Genomic DNA, 15,696 nt, shown 5'->3' on the forward strand with positions numbered 1-15,696 from the left:
GTTGGTTTTTAAAGATCAGTCCACAAACTCACAGCACCCAAACCACCCGGCACCGCTTCGTTCGCGTCGCTGCGTCTGCAGCAGAGAAACGAGATTATGCTGACCGCCCCGCATCACGTCAAGACCCCTGTGCGAATTTTCTTGCGAAGGGCTTCATACCACAACCGTACCATGCAGCAAAGACCAATATCCGTAACTGAAAGCCGCAACAAAAGATCGCCACGAATTAATTTAGTTATCCAATTTAATTCGGCCATCGCCAGAAGCGGGAAAACACCGAAACCGCCCCTCGCCGACAAAGACGCCCATCCATTTCACTCGACAACTAAAGTTTTACCCGCCGCCGCCGTCAACCAGTTATCTCGCCAACCCAACAAGCTGCCGACCATGGACAACCCTGTCGAGGAACACGTCGACGATACCCCGCCTGCCGCCTCATCTCCGGCACTCAATCCCGATGCGGTCCCGGTAGGTTCACCGCTCGCCTGGCCGATCGTCGATGCCGACGGCACGCTGCTCTTCGCGAGCGGCACGGTCCTCGCGACCACGGACGAGCGTACGTTTCTGTTCACGCACTTCCAGCCGCAACGCGGCGACCTGCTGGGTCCGAACGCGCAGCGGCCGGCCGAACCCGCCCCGCAGCCGCCCCCCGCCGGCGAACAGACGGTCAGGGACATGCACCTCGAGATCGGCGCATTGATCGGCATGCGCTCCCTCGTCAGCGGCAGCGCGCCGATGCACCCGTGCCGCATCATCGGTTTCGCGCCGAATCATGCGCTCTTCGTCACGCCGCCGTTACAGAATGGCCGCCTGCTGCCGCTCGCGCCCGGCGAAAACGTCGAGATCGTCGCGATCGCGAGCCAGGCCGTATTCCGTTTCGTCTGCACGGTCGAAGCAGTCTGCCGCCTGCCGTTCGACTATCTCGTCCTGTCGAAACCCGGCGCGATCCGGCGTCTGCGCGAACGTAAATCGATCCGTGTCCATGCGCACCTCGCGGTGCGCTTCGGCATCGGCGAAACCGGCGAGAACTACGAAGGGCTCGGGCTCGCGAAAGGCATCAGCGCGCTCGGCATGTCGCTGAGCGCCTCGTGGACGCTCGGCTCGGTCGGCGAGCGGCTGCGTCTCGCGTTTCGTCTGAAGTCGGCCGAACTCGATACCGAGATCGAGACCACGGCGGTCATCCGCAACGTGCAGAAAGGCAGCGCGCCCGGCGAGCCGTCGACTCATGGGCTAGAACTGGACCAGCTCGACACCGCGCAGCAGATGGCGATGAAAGTCTTCGTGTTCGATCGCCACGACGACGTGCTGTACTGGTCCAACGCCACGGCCTGAAGAAACGGCATCGCTGAGCGGCACGCATAACGCGGCGCGGCGCCGCGCATGCGAATCGCGCAAATTCGCACGCCACCGCACGAACACAACCCACGCGCCGCTCAGTTGCCCAACCGCTCAGCCGATCAACTCTTCCGGCGTCAAATACCGCGCGCCCCACGCATCGGCGAACGCTGCGCAACGGCCAAGCCGTAGCGCGCCGCGCTCGAAATCGACGAACACCACCTCATCGACATCAAGCGGACGCTCGGGCTCGTCGCGCGAGCGGCCATCGCTCAGAATCCATAGCCAGCGTTGCTGCGCCGGCCGTCTGCGCGCGCTGCGCCCGAGCAGTTGCGCGGCCCGCCGCACGCCCGACGCCAGCGGCGAACCGCCGCCGCCGCCCACCGGTTGCAGCCATCGCTCGTTCCACCAGCGCGGCACGGCCGGACCGAAACGCACGTCCGCTCCCGCACCGCCGAAGCAGATCAGCACGACTTCGGCGCGCATCGCGCTGGCCTCGTCGAACAGCGCGATCAACAGGCCTTTCGCCAAGGCGAGCCGCTGACCGGCCAGCATCGACCCCGAACAATCGAGCACGAAGCAATGCAGTACACCACCGCGCGGCACTTCAGGCACGAAGCGCAGATGCTCGCGACGCAGCGTGCGCTCGCGCATCGCGGCAAGCGTCGGCGTCCACGCAATGCGTCGGCCCGGCTCGCCGCGCGCAGCGCTGCGTACACCCGCACCCATGCCATGCCGCCATCGAAAACCGCTGCGCGAGTCAGCGGCGGCGCCCTTCCGATGGCTCAGCGTTTTTTTACGCCGAGCGGGATCACGCTTTTGACCGGCACGGCCGCGGTCGGCTCCGGCGGCAGATAGCCCCAGTCGGTGTCGGCGGAAGATGGCGAGGTTTCGCTCGCATGGCGCGAGTCGCCGGCCGACGTATCCGGCTGACGATGCGCCGCGCTCTCACGCGCATCGCTTTCCGACTCATCGTATTGCCGGGCACGCGGCTCATGCTCATGCTCATGCTTACGCCGCCGATGCAGCAGCACGGCCTCGGCCACCCGATCCACATGCCGCGCGGTCACGCCAGCCGACTGCTCCAGCGCCGCGAGCGCACGCGCCGCGCGCAGCATCACGAGATCGGCGCGCAAACCGTCCACGGCCGCGTCGATGCACAACGCACTCACGTGCGCATGCACGGCGTCGTCGAACGAGAGTTGCGGCAGCACCGCGCGCGCCGCGCGAATCCGCTGCACGTACGCGGCCTGCTGCTCAGCGTGAGTGGCACAAAATGCCGCCGGATCATGATCGAACGCGAGCCGCGCCTTGACGATCGCCTGCCGTGTCGACGGCTCGAACGCGTTGCGCAACTCGACCATCAAACCGAAACGGTCGATCAGTTGAGGCCGCAACTCGCCCTCTTCGGGATTCATCGTGCCGATCAGCACGAAGCTCGCGTCATGGCTATGCGATACGCCATCGCGTTCGACGGTATTCACGCCGCTCGCCGCCGCATCGAGCAACGCGTCGACGAGCGCATCGGACAGCAGATTGACCTCATCGACATACAGCACGCCGCGATGCGCCTTCGCAAGCAGCCCCGGCGAGAAGCGCACCGCGCCGTCGCGCAGCACGGTTTCGATATCGAGTGTGCCGATCAGCCGATCCTCGCTCGCACCGAGCGGCAGATTCACGAGTTGTCCTTCCGGCAGCAATTCGGCGAGCGCGCGCGCCGCGGTCGACTTCGCCGTGCCGCGCGGCCCGCTGATCAGCACACCGCCGAGGCCCGGATCGATCGCCGCAAGCAACAAGGCCTGCTGCAACGGCGCCTGGCCGATCAGTGCGGCAAAGGGAAAAACCGGCCGCCGGGCCGAACCCGATGCGGTGCCCGATACCGTATCCACGCCGCTCATCTCTCCCGCCTCTCGCGTCACCCCATTCATCTCTGCCTTCCTTCGATCTGCTGTTCGCTCGCGAGCAGATGCTGCTCCACCTGCGCGCGATAGTCGCCGGGCGCCTGCCACAGCCCGCGCTGCATCGCTTCGAGCAGACGCTCGCAGACCGAATGCAGCGCATGCGGATTGTGCCGTTGCATGAACGCGCGCGTATCGGCATCGTTCAGATACGCGTCGGCGACGAGCGCGTATTGATGATCCGCGACCACGCGCGCGGTCGCATCGTAGCCGTACAGATAATCGACGGTCGCCGCGATCTCGGCCGCGCCTTTATAACCGTGGCGCTTCACGCCATCGAGCCATTTCGGATTGACCACCCGCGAGCGGATCACGCGCGCGATCTCCTCGCGCAACGTACGCACACGCGGCGCGGCCGGATTGCTGTGATCGGCGTGATAAACGCTCGGCTGCTGGCCGGCCAGATGCCGTACCGCCGCGACCATGCCGCCCTGGAACTGGTAATAGTCGTTCGAGTCGAGCACGTCGTGCTCGCGGTTGTCCTGGTTTTGCAGCACCACGTCCATTGCCGCGAGACGCGTGCCGAACGCGTGCTGCGCTGCCTCGCCCGCGCTTTTCTGCGTGTACGCGTAACCTCCCCATGCCTGATACGCGTTCGCGAGATCGGCGTCGGTCTGCCAGTGGCGCGAGTCGATCATCTCCTGCACACCCGCGCCATACGCGCCGGGCCGCGCGCTGAAGACGCGCCAGCCGGCCCGCTTGCGCGCTTCGGCCGGCTCCATGCCGCGCGCGATCAGCGCATCGCGTTCGCGCTGCACGCGCGCGCGGATCGGATTCAACGCTTCGGGTTCGTCGAGTTCGGCGACGGCTTGCACGGCCGCATCGAACAGATGCATCACGTTCGCAAACGCATCGCGGAAGAAACCGGATACGCGCAACGTCACGTCGATACGCGGACGGTCGAAGGCTTCGATCGGCATGATCTCGAAGTCGGTCACGCGATGGCTGCCCGGCGCCCACTTCGGCCGCACACCAAGCAGCGCGAGCGCCTGCGCGATATCGTCACCACCGGTGCGCATCGTCGCGGTGCCCCATACCGACAGGCCGATCGCGCGCGGATAATCGCCATGTTCCTGCAAATGCCGCTCGATCAGCTGCTGCGCGGATTTCAGGCCGAGCGCCCAGGCCGCTTGCGTCGGCACCGCGCGCGTGTCGACCGAATAGAAGTTGCGGCCGGTCGGCAACACGTCGGGCCGTCCGCGCGACGGCGAGCCGCTCGGCCCCGGCGGCACGAAACGGCCTTCGAGGCCGCGCTTCAGTTGCAGCATTTCCTGCGGGCCACAGGCGTCGAGACGCGGCAGCACGTCGTCGCGCAAACGTTCGATAACTAGCGCCGCTTGCGGCAAGTTGCTCTCAAACGATGGAGCCGCACGCGCGCCATCCGCTTCATCGCTGCCCACACCACACACCCCGAGCAACAACTCCGCCGCGAGCATCTCCAGCCGCTCGCGCGTATCGCCGTAATGCCGCCACGGCGCGTCGCTGACCCGCTGCAACACGGCCGGGCGCGGACCGTCCCACGGCGCGGCCCAATCGACCGTCAACGGATCGAACAGATGATCGATACGCAGATCGCGCGCCAGCGCGTCGACGAGCCCCGCTCTGCGCCCCTGTCCATCGCCGATCGGAAAGCGCCCGAGCGCAAGCAGCGTATCTCGCCGCTGCACGCCGGCCGGCGATTGCCCGAACGTATGCAGACCATCGCGAATCTGCGCTTCCTTCAGTTCGCACAACCACGCATCGACGCGCGTAAGCAGCGCGTCTTCATCATCCTGGCCATTCGGCGCGGCGAGGCTCAGTTCCTCGTGCAGGCGGTGCTCGACGATCGTCGCGAGAATCGTGCGGCGCAGCAGCTTCGCGCGGCGCGGATCGACCATCAGCGCTTCGTAGTATTCGTCGACCTGGCGTTCGAGATCCTGCAGCGGTCCATAGTTTTCGGCGCGCGTGAGCGGCGGCATCAGATGATCGACGATGACCGCCTGCGTGCGCCGCTTGGCCTGGCTGCCCTCGCCCGGATCGTTGACGATGAACGGATACAGATGCGGCATCGGCCCGAGAATCAGATCGGGCCAGCACGCCTCGCTCAGCGCGACGCTCTTGCCGGGCAGCCATTCGAGGTTGCCGTGCTTGCCGACGTGCACGACCGCGTCGATGCCGAACTGCCGGCGCAGCCAGAAATAGAACGCGAGATAGGCATGCGGCGGCACGAGTTCGGCATCGTGATAGCTCGCGTAATCGCCCTGCTCGCGCGAACGCGCGGGCTGAATGCCGACGAATACGTGCCCGCAGCGCCAGCCCGCGATCATGAAGCGCCCGCGCCGCAGCGTCGGGTCCTGCTCGGGCGGGCCCCAGCGTGCGTTCAACGCATCGCGCACGCTCGCCGGCAGCGCGTTGAAATGCGCGAGATAGTCGTCGAGTGCAAGGCTTTGCAAGGCCGGACGCAGATCGCGCACGACCGGATCGTTGGTCACGCCTTCGGTGAGTTTCTGCAACAACGCAGCGCCGTTTTCGGGCAATTCGCCAACACGATAGCCCTCGCCGCGCAGCATCGACAGAATGCCGACCACCGAAGCCGGCGTATCGAGCCCGACGCCATTGCCGATGCGCCCTTCGCTCATCGGATAGTTCGCGAGAATCAGCGCGAGCTTCTTGTCCGCATTGTCGAGCGAACGTAGACGGCACCAGCGGCGGCTCAGTTCGGCGAGAAAACGCACGCGTTCGAGGTCGGGCTGATAGCGGACCACGTCGACCTCGGTATGCGGACAACGATAGGCGAGCCCCTTGAAGCTGATCGCACGCGTGATGATGCGGCCGTCCACTTCCGGCAGCGCGATATGCATTGCGATGTCGCGCGAATTGAGGCCGTGATTGTCCTTGAGCCAGTCCTCGCGATTGCCGCCGCTCAGGATCACCTGCAACACCGGCGCGTCGCCGGCCAGCGCGAGCGGCTCGGGGTCGTCGATCGCGGACGCGGCGAACGCGGTCGTATTGAGCACGAGTGCAGCATCGTGCTGCGCGCACAGCGACTGCACGACTTCGCGGCTCACCGCATCTTTCAGCGACGTGATCGCGAGCGGCAGCGGATTGAGCCCTTGCGCTTCGAGCGCGTCGATCAGCGCATCGAACACCGCGGTATTGGCAGCCTGCAGATGCGCCTTGTAGAACAGAATCGCGACCACAGGCGCGTCCTGGCGCCAGCGCGCCTGCCAGTCGGCGATGGTCGGCGTGTCGTGCGCGGGATGATAGAGCGACGCGGCCGGCAACGCGCGCGGCGGCTCGGGCTCGCGTCCCCAATCGAGCGCGCGATAGGCGATGCAGCGCAGGAACGCCTCGGCATTCTGCGGGCCGCCCTCGCGCAGATAACGCCACAACTGATGGCACAGCTCGGCGCTCGCGGTACTGCGCGCGAGCAGGTTCGGGTCTTCCTGCAAATCGCCGGAAAACATCGCAAGCGTTTGCTGCCTGCGCTGCGCGAGCGCGACGACCTGCTCGATGCCGTACGGCCAGTAAGCCTCGCCGCCGAGATGATCGACCACGACGACGCGTGCATGCTGCAACACGTCGTCGAGATAGAAATCGACCGACGCCGGCTGCCGCAAATAGGTGACGTTGGCGAGCCGCAGGCTCGGGAAGCCGTCGCCGAGACGCGGAACCACGCTCGCGAGCAGCGACAGCGTGGTGTCGGCGGAACTGAGCACGACGATATCGGCAGGCTGCTGATCGATACGGATCACGCCCTGCGTATCGTCGACGAAACCGCCCGGCGTCGTGCGTAGCAGATGCATGAGCGCTTACGCCTGGTGTGCGGCAACGCTCGCGGGCGCAGGAGCGGCGGCGTCGAGTGCCGCGTCGAACGCGCGTTGCAGCGTGGCCTGATCGAGGTCTTCGCCGATCAGCACGAAACGGCTGCCGGCGTGCGCGCCGCCGTCATTTTCACCGGCCTGCCAGCGCCGGTCGAAATAGCTGTCGAAGCGCCGCCCCACGCCCTGAATCACGAGGCGCATCGCCGCGCCCGGCAACGCGGCAAAGCCCTTCACGCGATAAATCGTGTGGCCTTCGACAAGCGTCTGCAATGCGGCGATCGCCGCGTCGCGCGACGACACACGCGCTTCCACGACGACCGAATCGAATTCGTCGTGGTGGTGGTCGGGATCGTCGGCGGAACCGTGATGATCGTGGCGCAGGTGGATCGTCTCTTCCGAAGCCGCTTCGAGCCCGAGCAGCGTGTGCAGATCGAGCTGGCCCTGCTGCGCGCGCACGATCTTCACCTGCGGCGGAATCTCCTCGCGAATCAGCGCTTCGACCGCGCGCTGCTGCGCATCGTCGACGAGGTCGGTCTTGTTCAGGATCACGAGATCGGCCGCGGACAACTGATCTTCGAACAGATCGTGCAGCGGCGATTCGTGATCGAGATTCGGATCGGCCTTGCGCTGCGCATCGACGGCGACCGGGTTCGCGGCAAACTGGCCGCTCGCGGCAGCCGGACCATCGACGACGGTCACGACCGCGTCGACCGTGAAGCTGCTCTTGATCTGCGGCCAGTTGAACGCCTGCACGAGCGGCTTCGGCAATGCGAGACCCGAGGTTTCGATCAGCACGTGATCGATTTCGCCGCGGCGCTCGACGAGCTTTTCCATCACCGGAAAAAACTCTTCCTGCACGGTGCAGCAGAGGCAACCGTTCGCGAGTTCATACAGTTGCCCTTCGGTTTCGACGCCGTTTTCATCGCAGCCGATGCCGCAACCCTTGAGGATCTCCCCGTCGATGCCGAGTTCGCCGAACTCGTTGACGATCACCGCGATGCGCTTGCCGCCCGCATGCTGAAGAATGTGCCGCAGCAGCGTGGTTTTGCCGCTGCCGAGAAAGCCCGTGACGATCGTGACGGGGATCTTGCGCAATTGAGTTTGCATCGTGAGGTTCATCCGAAGGCGTTGCGCCGCGCATGCCGGAACGAGCGCCGGCGTTGCCGCGACAACGGAAAACAGAAAGCGGAAAGTGAGGTCGTGAACGCGACGCCGCATCCCCGTGGCGTCCGTCCTGCATCTTCGGGCCGGTATCCGGGCTGGCGAAAGCGCCGCTTCCCCTTCCCGGCCGAGTGGTTTCTCGACCAGTGGTGATATGCCGACGCAGCCTTGCGCGTGGACATCGAAGCCGGCTCCGCGGTGGCCGGCCATGCAGCCGATACCGCTTTTCGCTTACCGTTGCGGGGACAGCACAGGTTGGCCCGTTCCAGAGCAGGTGGGCTCCCTGTTTCCCGTTTAACTGCACGCGCATGGATGCGCGCGCGAGCACCAGAAGTGCGTGCGAGTGTAGGCCCACGGCCATGCGCAGTCAAGGAAAGGACACCGCGTGAAGCGCCGCGCGCGCTTATCCGGCGGGGCGCCATGTGCTATCGTATGCGCGCGTTTGGTGCCCGCACATGCGCTCGCGTGTGCAGTTAAACGGGAAACAGGCAGCGCGTCATGCGTTCAATCTGTGCTGTCCCCGCAACGGTAAGCGACCTGCGACGCAAGCGCCGTTCCGGCCGCGTCGCACATGCGTTTTTCGCGCCACTGTCCGATGAATCCGGACGGGAAGGCAAAGCGCGTGAGGCCGCCAGCCCGGATACCGGCCAGACGCGGAGGCGGCGCCGCGTTCATCGCTGCGCTGCCGGCCGCCGGAATCCGCGGGGAACGGATGTGATGGCGTTCAAGCATGGCCGCGCCAAGCGTGGCGTTTTTCCACGGGGTTTTCGCCGCGAAAACGCAACGCGCCGCGCGATGGTCCAAGCCCGGATTCGCAGTACCGCATGACCTCGATCTTCCTTGCCGCGCGCGCCCTTGCAGGCAGCCGCCCTTTTTCCATTACCGCGAGGCGTTTGCCTTGCATGCCACGATGACGCGCGCCTCGCTCGCCAGCGCCGGGCACGAGGCCTCTTGCGCTGACGCGAATGCCGAAGCCAAAGCCGATGCCGCTCGACACACCGGACGCCCGGGCAAGACGCTCGGCGTCGGCATCGGCTGTCGCCTCGGCAGTTCGGCGCAACAGATCGAAGCGGCGGTGCGCGCCGCGCTCGGCTCGCACGCGTGCGTCGCTTCTTTCGAACAGATTCACGCCGTCGCCACGCTCGACGCCAAAGCCCATGAAGCGGGCCTGCGCGAATTCTGCGCGCGTCATGCGCTGCCGTTGCAGGTGTTCAGCCGCGAGCAGATCGCCGCGGTGCCGGTCGCCACGCCGTCGCTGGCCGCGCAAACGCATCTCGGCGTCGATGGCGTTTGCGAACCCTGCGCGCTGCTCGCGGCGCAGACCCTGGCGGCTGCGTCAGCCGCTGCATCGCCCACACAGCCCGCGCGCCTGCTCGTACCCAAGACCGTGCACGACGGCGTTACCGTCGCGATCGCCTCGGCCAGCAGCGACGCCGACACCGCTCCAACCCAACCCGACACTCCCCAACAGGACCTTCGATGAAAACCGATCCCGAATCGCATCAACGCATGACCGAACGCCGCCGCGAGGGCCATGAAAAGAAACAGGCCGCCGCGACCGTCGAGAAAGGCCTGCTGATCGTCAACACCGGCACCGGCAAGGGCAAGAGCACGGCCGCGTTCGGCATGGCCGTGCGCGTGCTCGGCCACGGCATGCGCCTTGGCGTCGTGCAGTTCATCAAGGGCGCGCTGCATACCTCGGAGCGCGACTTTCTCGGCGCGATCGCACACTGCGATTTCGTCACGATGGGCGACGGCTACACCTGGAACACCCAGAACCGCGACGCCGACATCGCCACCGCGCGCAAGGGCTGGGACGAGGCGCGCCGGATGATCGAAAGCGGCGACTATCAGATGGTGATCCTCGACGAACTGAACACCGTGCTCAAGTACGAATACCTGCCGCTCGACGAAGTGCTGTCGGTCATCAACGCGCGCGCGCCGATGCTGCACGTCGTCGTGACCGGCCGCCATGCGCCGGACGCGCTGATCGAAGCCGCCGATCTCGTCACCGAAATGCGCGCGATCAAGCATCCGTATCGCGAGCAGGGCGTGAAGGCGCAGCGCGGCGTGGAGTTCTGAGCGATGCCGTCAGCGCCCGAAGCGACGCGCCGCCCGGCCTGTCCCGCGCTCTTTATCAGCGCGCCCGCCTCGGGCCAGGGCAAGACCACGATCACGGCGGGGCTCGCGCGCCTGCACCGGCGGCTCGGACGGCGCGTGCGCGTGTTCAAGACCGGCCCGGACTTTCTCGACCCGATGATCCTCGCGCGCGCGAGCGGCGCGCCGGTGCTGTCGCTCGATCTGTGGATGGTCGGTGAAACCGCGTGCCGCAACCTGCTCGCGCAAGCGGCGGCCGAGGCCGATCTGATCCTGATCGAAGGCGTGATGGGCCTGTTCGACGGCACGCCGAGCAGCGCCGATCTCGCCGCGACGTTCGGCGTGCCGGTGCTCGCGGTGATCTCCGCGCAGGCGATGGCGCAGACCTTCGGCGCGCTCGCGTTCGGGCTCGCGCGCTTTCGGCCCGAACTGCCGTTTCATGGCGTGCTCGCGAATCGCGTCGGCTCGGCGCGCCACGCGCAGATGCTGCAGGAAGCGCTGCCGCCCGAATTGCACTGGTGCGGGCACATCGCCGCGAGCGACGAAATCACGCTGCCCGACCGGCACCTTGGCCTGCACCAGGCAAACGAAATCGACGACCTCGACGCGCGCCTCGAGCGCGCGGCCGATACGCTCGCGGCGACCGCGCTCGCCGAATTGCCGCCGGCCGTCGACTTCGGTACGCCCGCGCCCGACGTCCTGCCGCGCCTGCTCGAAGGCAAGCGGATCGCGATAGCGCGCGACGCCGCGTTCTCGTTCATCTATCCGGCCAACGTCGCGCTGCTCGAAGCGCTCGGCGCACAAGTGCACGACTTCTCGCCGCTCGCCGACGAAGCCCTGCCCGACGACATCGACGCGCTCTATCTGCCGGGCGGCTATCCCGAGCTGCACGCGGCGACGCTGGCCGGCAACGCGCGCAGCGCCGCGTCGATCCGCGCGCACGTCGCGGCGGGCAAGCCCGTGGTCGCCGAATGCGGCGGCATGCTCTATCTGCTCGACCGGCTGACCGACGCGCACGGCACGAGCACGCCCATGCTCGGCCTCGTGCCCGGTCACGCGACGCTGCAAAAGCGCTTCGCCGCGCTCGGCATGCAGCAGATCGACAGCCTGCACGGCCCGCTGACCGGCCACACGTTCCACTACTCGAAGCTCAGCACGCCGCTCGCGCCGCTGCGCTTCGCCACACGCGCGCACAGCGACGCCGCCGGCGAGGCGGTTTATCGCGTGGGCCCGATTGTGGCAACCTATATGCACGCCTACTGGCCTTCCAACCCGGCCTTCACGGCCGCCCTGTTCCATGGCGCAGCCTTTTGACGATTCCGAGCGCGACGCGGTATATCGCGCGATTTACGAACGCCGCGACATGCGCCACTTCGTGGCCGATCCGGTCGATCCCGCTGTGCTGCGGCGTCTGCTCGACGCCGCGCATCACGCGCCGAGCGTCGGCTTCATGCAGCCGTGGCGCATCGCGCGCATTACCGATTCAACCCTGCGCACGGCCCTGCACGACATCGTCGAGCGCGAACGGCTCGCCACCGCCGACGCGCTCGGCAAGCGCCGCGACGAGTTCATGAAGCTCAAGGTGGAGGGCATGCTCGAATGCGCGGAACTGCTCGTGATCGCGCTGATGGACGGGCGCGAGCGGCACGTGTTCGGACGCCGCACGCTGCCGGAGATGGACCTTGCCTCGGTTGCGTGCGCGATCCAGAACATGTGGCTCGCCGCGCGCGCGGAAGGGCTCGGGCTCGGCTGGGTGTCGCTGTTCGACGTCGAGGCGGTGCGCGAGCTGCTGCGCATGCCCGCGGGCGCGCGGCCGGTCGCGATTCTGTGCCTCGGCCACGTCGACCGGTTTTACAGCGAGCCGATGCTCGAAACCGAGCGCTGGGCGAGCCGTCTGCCGCTTGCCGATTGCGTGTTCGAAAACTGCTGGCCGCAGAGTGATGTTGTGGAGCGCGAGTAAGGCGCGCACAAGGCCGGGGCGGCCCCGGCTTGCCGCTTTAGCCGGGTCTGGATGAACCAGGTTTGGGCCTCGTTTCGACTTCGTCCCAACCCGGCCCAAGCCCAGGCTCAGCCCCGTCAGCCCCAACCCAACAGCGCCGTTAGCCCAAAGCCTATCCCTGCCTTAGCGTTGCCTCAACGCTGCAACGGCTGCAACGGCTTCATCGACTCCACACTCGCCGCGCCGCTCGTCTTGTCGATGCTCAGCTTCACGCGCCAGTCGGCCGGTTCGTCGAACGGCAGCTTCGCGAGCGCCGTTTTCGCGAGCAGCGGCAGCGCATGCAGCGGGTCCGCATTGCGATCGACGAACACCGCGCTGACCTTGTAGCGCTCCTCGCCATTCGCGTAGTCGAAGAAGCGCAGCGTCAGCGTATGGCGGTACGCGCGCCCGAACATCAGCGCACCGAGCCCGCCGCCCGAGTCGCCGCAGTCGGCCGGCTCGCAATCCTTGCCGCCGATGCCGACCGACGCGAGGCGCGTGCTGTACGCCATCGACACACGGTAATGCGCCTGCTTGCCGTCGCTATCGACGAAACCGTGTTTCGCCAGCTCGTCGCGCACCAGCTTCTCCGCCTGCGGATGATCGGTGCTGCCTTCCTGCGGCTGCGTGCGCGCCATCGCATAGGTCGGCTCGCCTTGCAGCGCGGCGGCGGCAGGGTCGGGCCGCGCGACGTGCACGTCGGCGCTCGGGCCCGCGCAGCCGGTCAGGCTCGCCGCGGCCAGTGCCGCGCAAAGATAGAAGACTTTTGCCATTTCCTCGTTTCTCTTGGATGGATCGCTCTCGGGTCAATCGGATAGGACACGCGCGCGGCGCGATCGGTTCGGCCGCTTACGCGTCGGTTAGGCGTCGTCGAGCGCGGGCAGCCAGATCGTGAAAGCGGTGCCCTCGCCCGTGGCGCTGACGACCTCGACACCGCCGCCGTGACGGGTCACGACGGTCTTCACGAACACCATGCCCAGTCCCGCGCCGCCCACTTCCGGCCGCTCCGCCTCGTGAAAGCGCCGGAAGCGCTCGAACAGCCCGGCCTGCTGCTCCTTCGGAATGCCGTAGCCCTGATCGCGGATCGTGCACGACACGCGCCGCGCCGTGCCGCCCGGGTGCGGCCCCGCCGGCAGGCTCGCGAAGCTGCAGACGATGCGCGTGTCTGGCGGACTGTACTTGATCGCGTTGTTCAGAATATTGACAAAAGCACGCGTCATCAGCGAGCGATCGGCGCAAATCCAGTGGCCGTCGCTGTCGGCGTCGCCCGTCTCGGTGTGCAGCGCGATGCGCTTCGCGTGCGCCTGCGGCCAGACTTCGTCGCTCGCGTCGATCACCAGTTCGGTCAGGCTCTGCGGTTCGAGCACATAGGTTTGCGACTCGGCCCGCGCGAGCTGCACGAAGTCGTCGGCGAGCGTCAGCGCGCGCTGCGCATAGCGCTCGATACGTTCGAGCAGGCCGCGCGCGAGCGCCGGCTCGGTCCGCGCGCGCTCCATCTCGACCAGCGCCAGGATCGACGCCTGCGGCGAGCGCATGTCGTGCGACAGCAGCCGCAGCGCGTCCTCGCGCTGACGCTCGGCTGCATGCAGCGCCGACACGTCGACGAGACCGGCGATCCAGCCGGTCGTCTCGCCCTGCGCGTTGGTGCAGGTCGCATAGCGCAGCAGATGGTCGCGCTCCTTCGCGTCGCGCACTTCGACACCTTGCGCCATCAACGCGGCGAATTCGTCGCGCCTCGGATCGAGCGGCGCCGGCCAGTGCGCATGCGCGGACAGGTTGCGCTCGGCGTCCGAGGCCGCGCCGCTGTCGATCGTCTTCACGAGCGTCAGGCCGCCGAGCACCGTGTGCATCGGCTGGTCCTCGGGCATCGCTGCGCCGAGCCGCGCGAAATGCGCCTTGGCCGCGTGGTTCGCGATCAGCACGATGCCGCGCAGATCGCTCACGAGAATCGGCTCGGGCACGCTGTCGAGGCTGTCCCACACGAAGCGCTTCATGTCCTGCACGCGCTGCGCGGCCTGCGCCATCAGCGCCATGTGCTGTTCGAGCACATCGCCGCCGAACTCGCGGCGGCTGCGCGGCGCCTCGGGCAGCAGATGCGGTTCGTCGGCGAGACGCTGCAGTTCGCCGCGCAGATAGGCCATCGTCATTTCGAGGCGGCGCCAGTTCCAGATCGGATAGACGATCACCACGCCGAGGATCGCCGGCACCGGCGACATCCAGAGCCGACCGCCGTAGAGCAGTCCCGCGCTACCGGCCGCGGCGAGCAGCACGAGCGTGCCGGTCAGGAGCAGCGAGCGGCGCGGCGACAGCACGAGAAAGCCGGCGAGCAGCGCGGCGAGCGGCGCGAGCGACGCCGCGAACACGAACCAGCGCCCGACCGGCTCGATCTCGCGGCCGGTCAGCAGCGTGTCGAGCACGTTCGCGTGAATGTAGACGCCGGGCAGCGGCCCCAGCTCGCCGGACACCGGCGTCGCGAAGCGATCGTACAGGCCCGAGGCCGTCACGCCGATCACGACGATGCGCCCGCGCAGCTGATCGGCCGGCACCTTGCCGTCGAGCACGTCCGCGAAACTGAGCTTCGTGTAGTTGCCGGCGTTCGAGCCGAACGGGATCAGGAAACGGCCCTCGCCGCCGTCACTGCCTCGGGCTTTCCCGCGCACGGGCTCGGCCGAGCGGCGCGGCGGCGGACCGCCGCGCAGATGCAGCTTGCCGCTCTCGACCGCTTCGGCGACGAGCAGCATCAGTTGCGGCCAGCGCGAGCTGTCGTCGCCCTGGAAGCGCGCGACGCTGCGCACGATGCCGTCGCTATCGACCTCGAAATTGATGTGGCCGATCCCGGCGGCCGCGCGCGCGAGCGGCGCGACCGGCTCGACGACGACCCGGCGGCCAGTGTCGTCGGGCGACGTGAGCAGCAGGGGCAGATAGGTCGGGCTCAGCGCGACCGCGTGGGCGAGCGCGGCGTCGTCGAGATTCGGTTCGGTGAACAGCACGTCGTAGACCACCGCGGCCGGTTGCGCCGCCGCGATCCGTTCGAGCAGCTTCGCATGGACGCTGCGCGGCCACGGCCAGCGGCCGAGCCGCGCGATGCTCGCGTTGTCGATCTCGACCATCACGATGTCGGACAGCAAGGGCTGCGCGCGGGCGCCGAGGAAGCGGTCGTACACGAGTTGATCGATGCCGCCGCTTAGCCGCCCGAACGAAGTGAGCAGGATCACCACGATGCCGAGGCAGCCGACCGCTACCCACTCGATCAGGAAACGCCGGCCGGCGCGCCGGCCCAAACGGGCGCGTGGATCGAGGCTCAAGCGCGCGGAGGTCGTGGGAATAGTGGGCAACGAACGATGTAATCCGGGACGGGGGGACG

General features: G+C 67.3%; 12 protein-coding genes and 2 riboswitches. Of the genes, 6 read left to right on the plus strand and 6 right to left on the minus strand.

What is annotated here, in order from left to right; genetic code table 11:
- Positions 1 to 200: hypothetical protein (locus F3J19_RS32405; protein WP_205193189.1), on the plus strand; the 200-nt coding region annotated here is incomplete at its 5' end.
- 187 nt (positions 201 to 387) lie between these two features.
- Positions 388 to 1,332 carry a flagellar brake protein gene (locus F3J19_RS23585; protein ID WP_167046862.1) on the plus strand — a complete coding sequence of 315 codons (945 nt, stop codon included), beginning with the start codon at positions 388 to 390 and terminating at the stop codon, positions 1,330 to 1,332.
- A 117-nt stretch (positions 1,333 to 1,449) separates the two neighbouring features.
- Here F3J19_RS23585 and F3J19_RS23590 read toward each other — a convergent pair whose 3' ends face one another.
- Genes F3J19_RS23590 through cobW form a run of 4 tightly spaced genes read right to left on the minus strand, consistent with a single transcriptional unit; the run spans position 1,450 to position 8,203 of the window.
- Positions 1,450 to 2,064 (minus strand): VWA domain-containing protein, encoded by a 615-nt coding sequence (locus tag F3J19_RS23590; protein WP_167046865.1) that lies wholly within the window; start codon positions 2,062 to 2,064, stop codon positions 1,450 to 1,452.
- Positions 2,065 to 2,120: 56 nt separating this feature from the next.
- Positions 2,121 to 3,233, minus strand: a complete 1,113-nt coding sequence (locus F3J19_RS23595) for an ATP-binding protein (RefSeq protein WP_167047193.1) — start codon at positions 3,231 to 3,233, stop codon at positions 2,121 to 2,123.
- A 26-nt stretch (positions 3,234 to 3,259) separates the two neighbouring features.
- Positions 3,260 to 7,078, minus strand: a complete 3,819-nt coding sequence (cobN, locus tag F3J19_RS23600) for a cobaltochelatase subunit CobN (RefSeq protein WP_167046868.1) — start codon at positions 7,076 to 7,078, stop codon at positions 3,260 to 3,262.
- Between the two features lie 6 nt (positions 7,079 to 7,084).
- Positions 7,085 to 8,203, minus strand: a complete 1,119-nt coding sequence (cobW, locus tag F3J19_RS23605; RefSeq protein WP_275692077.1) for a cobalamin biosynthesis protein CobW — start codon at positions 8,201 to 8,203, stop codon at positions 7,085 to 7,087.
- A 120-nt stretch (positions 8,204 to 8,323) separates the two neighbouring features.
- Positions 8,324 to 8,604, minus strand: a riboswitch (cobalamin riboswitch).
- A 79-nt stretch (positions 8,605 to 8,683) separates the two neighbouring features.
- Positions 8,684 to 8,924: riboswitch (cobalamin riboswitch) on the plus strand.
- Between the two features lie 231 nt (positions 8,925 to 9,155).
- On the opposite strand from cobW, the gene F3J19_RS23610 reads away from it, so the two are divergent.
- Genes F3J19_RS23610 through bluB form a run of 4 tightly spaced genes read left to right on the plus strand, consistent with a single transcriptional unit; the run spans position 9,156 to position 12,314 of the window.
- A complete protein-coding gene (locus F3J19_RS23610; RefSeq protein ID WP_240159187.1) occupies positions 9,156 to 9,740 on the plus strand; it encodes a cobalamin biosynthesis protein in 585 nt (194 codons plus the stop codon).
- Positions 9,737 to 10,339 carry a cob(I)yrinic acid a,c-diamide adenosyltransferase gene (gene cobO, locus F3J19_RS23615; RefSeq protein WP_167046877.1) on the plus strand — a complete coding sequence of 201 codons (603 nt, stop codon included), beginning with the start codon at positions 9,737 to 9,739 and terminating at the stop codon, positions 10,337 to 10,339. The genes F3J19_RS23610 and cobO overlap by 4 nt, the downstream gene beginning before the upstream one ends.
- A 3-nt stretch (positions 10,340 to 10,342) precedes the next feature.
- Entirely contained in the window at positions 10,343 to 11,668 is a 1,326-nt protein-coding gene (locus tag F3J19_RS23620) for a cobyrinate a,c-diamide synthase (protein ID WP_167046880.1), read from the plus strand.
- The gene (gene bluB, locus F3J19_RS23625) at positions 11,652 to 12,314 is read left to right on the plus strand and encodes a 5,6-dimethylbenzimidazole synthase (protein ID WP_167046883.1); all 663 of its coding nucleotides are present in this window, start codon (positions 11,652 to 11,654) and stop codon (positions 12,312 to 12,314) included. The genes F3J19_RS23620 and bluB overlap by 17 nt, the downstream gene beginning before the upstream one ends.
- 173 nt (positions 12,315 to 12,487) lie before the next feature.
- On the opposite strand, the gene F3J19_RS23630 is transcribed toward bluB, so the two are convergent.
- Together F3J19_RS23630 and F3J19_RS23635 are read right to left on the minus strand one after the other, a co-directional pair.
- Entirely contained in the window at positions 12,488 to 13,105 is a 618-nt protein-coding gene (locus tag F3J19_RS23630; protein WP_167046887.1) for a DUF4136 domain-containing protein, read from the minus strand.
- A gap of 87 nt (positions 13,106 to 13,192) precedes the next feature.
- Positions 13,193 to 15,658, minus strand: coding sequence for a CHASE2 domain-containing protein (locus F3J19_RS23635; RefSeq protein WP_167047196.1), 2,466 nt, complete (start codon positions 15,656 to 15,658; stop codon positions 13,193 to 13,195).
- Positions 15,659 to 15,696: the final 38 nt, after the last annotated feature.

The organism is Burkholderia sp. Ax-1724 (assembly GCF_011752995.1).
Taxonomy (GTDB): Bacteria; Pseudomonadota; Gammaproteobacteria; order Burkholderiales; family Burkholderiaceae; genus Paraburkholderia.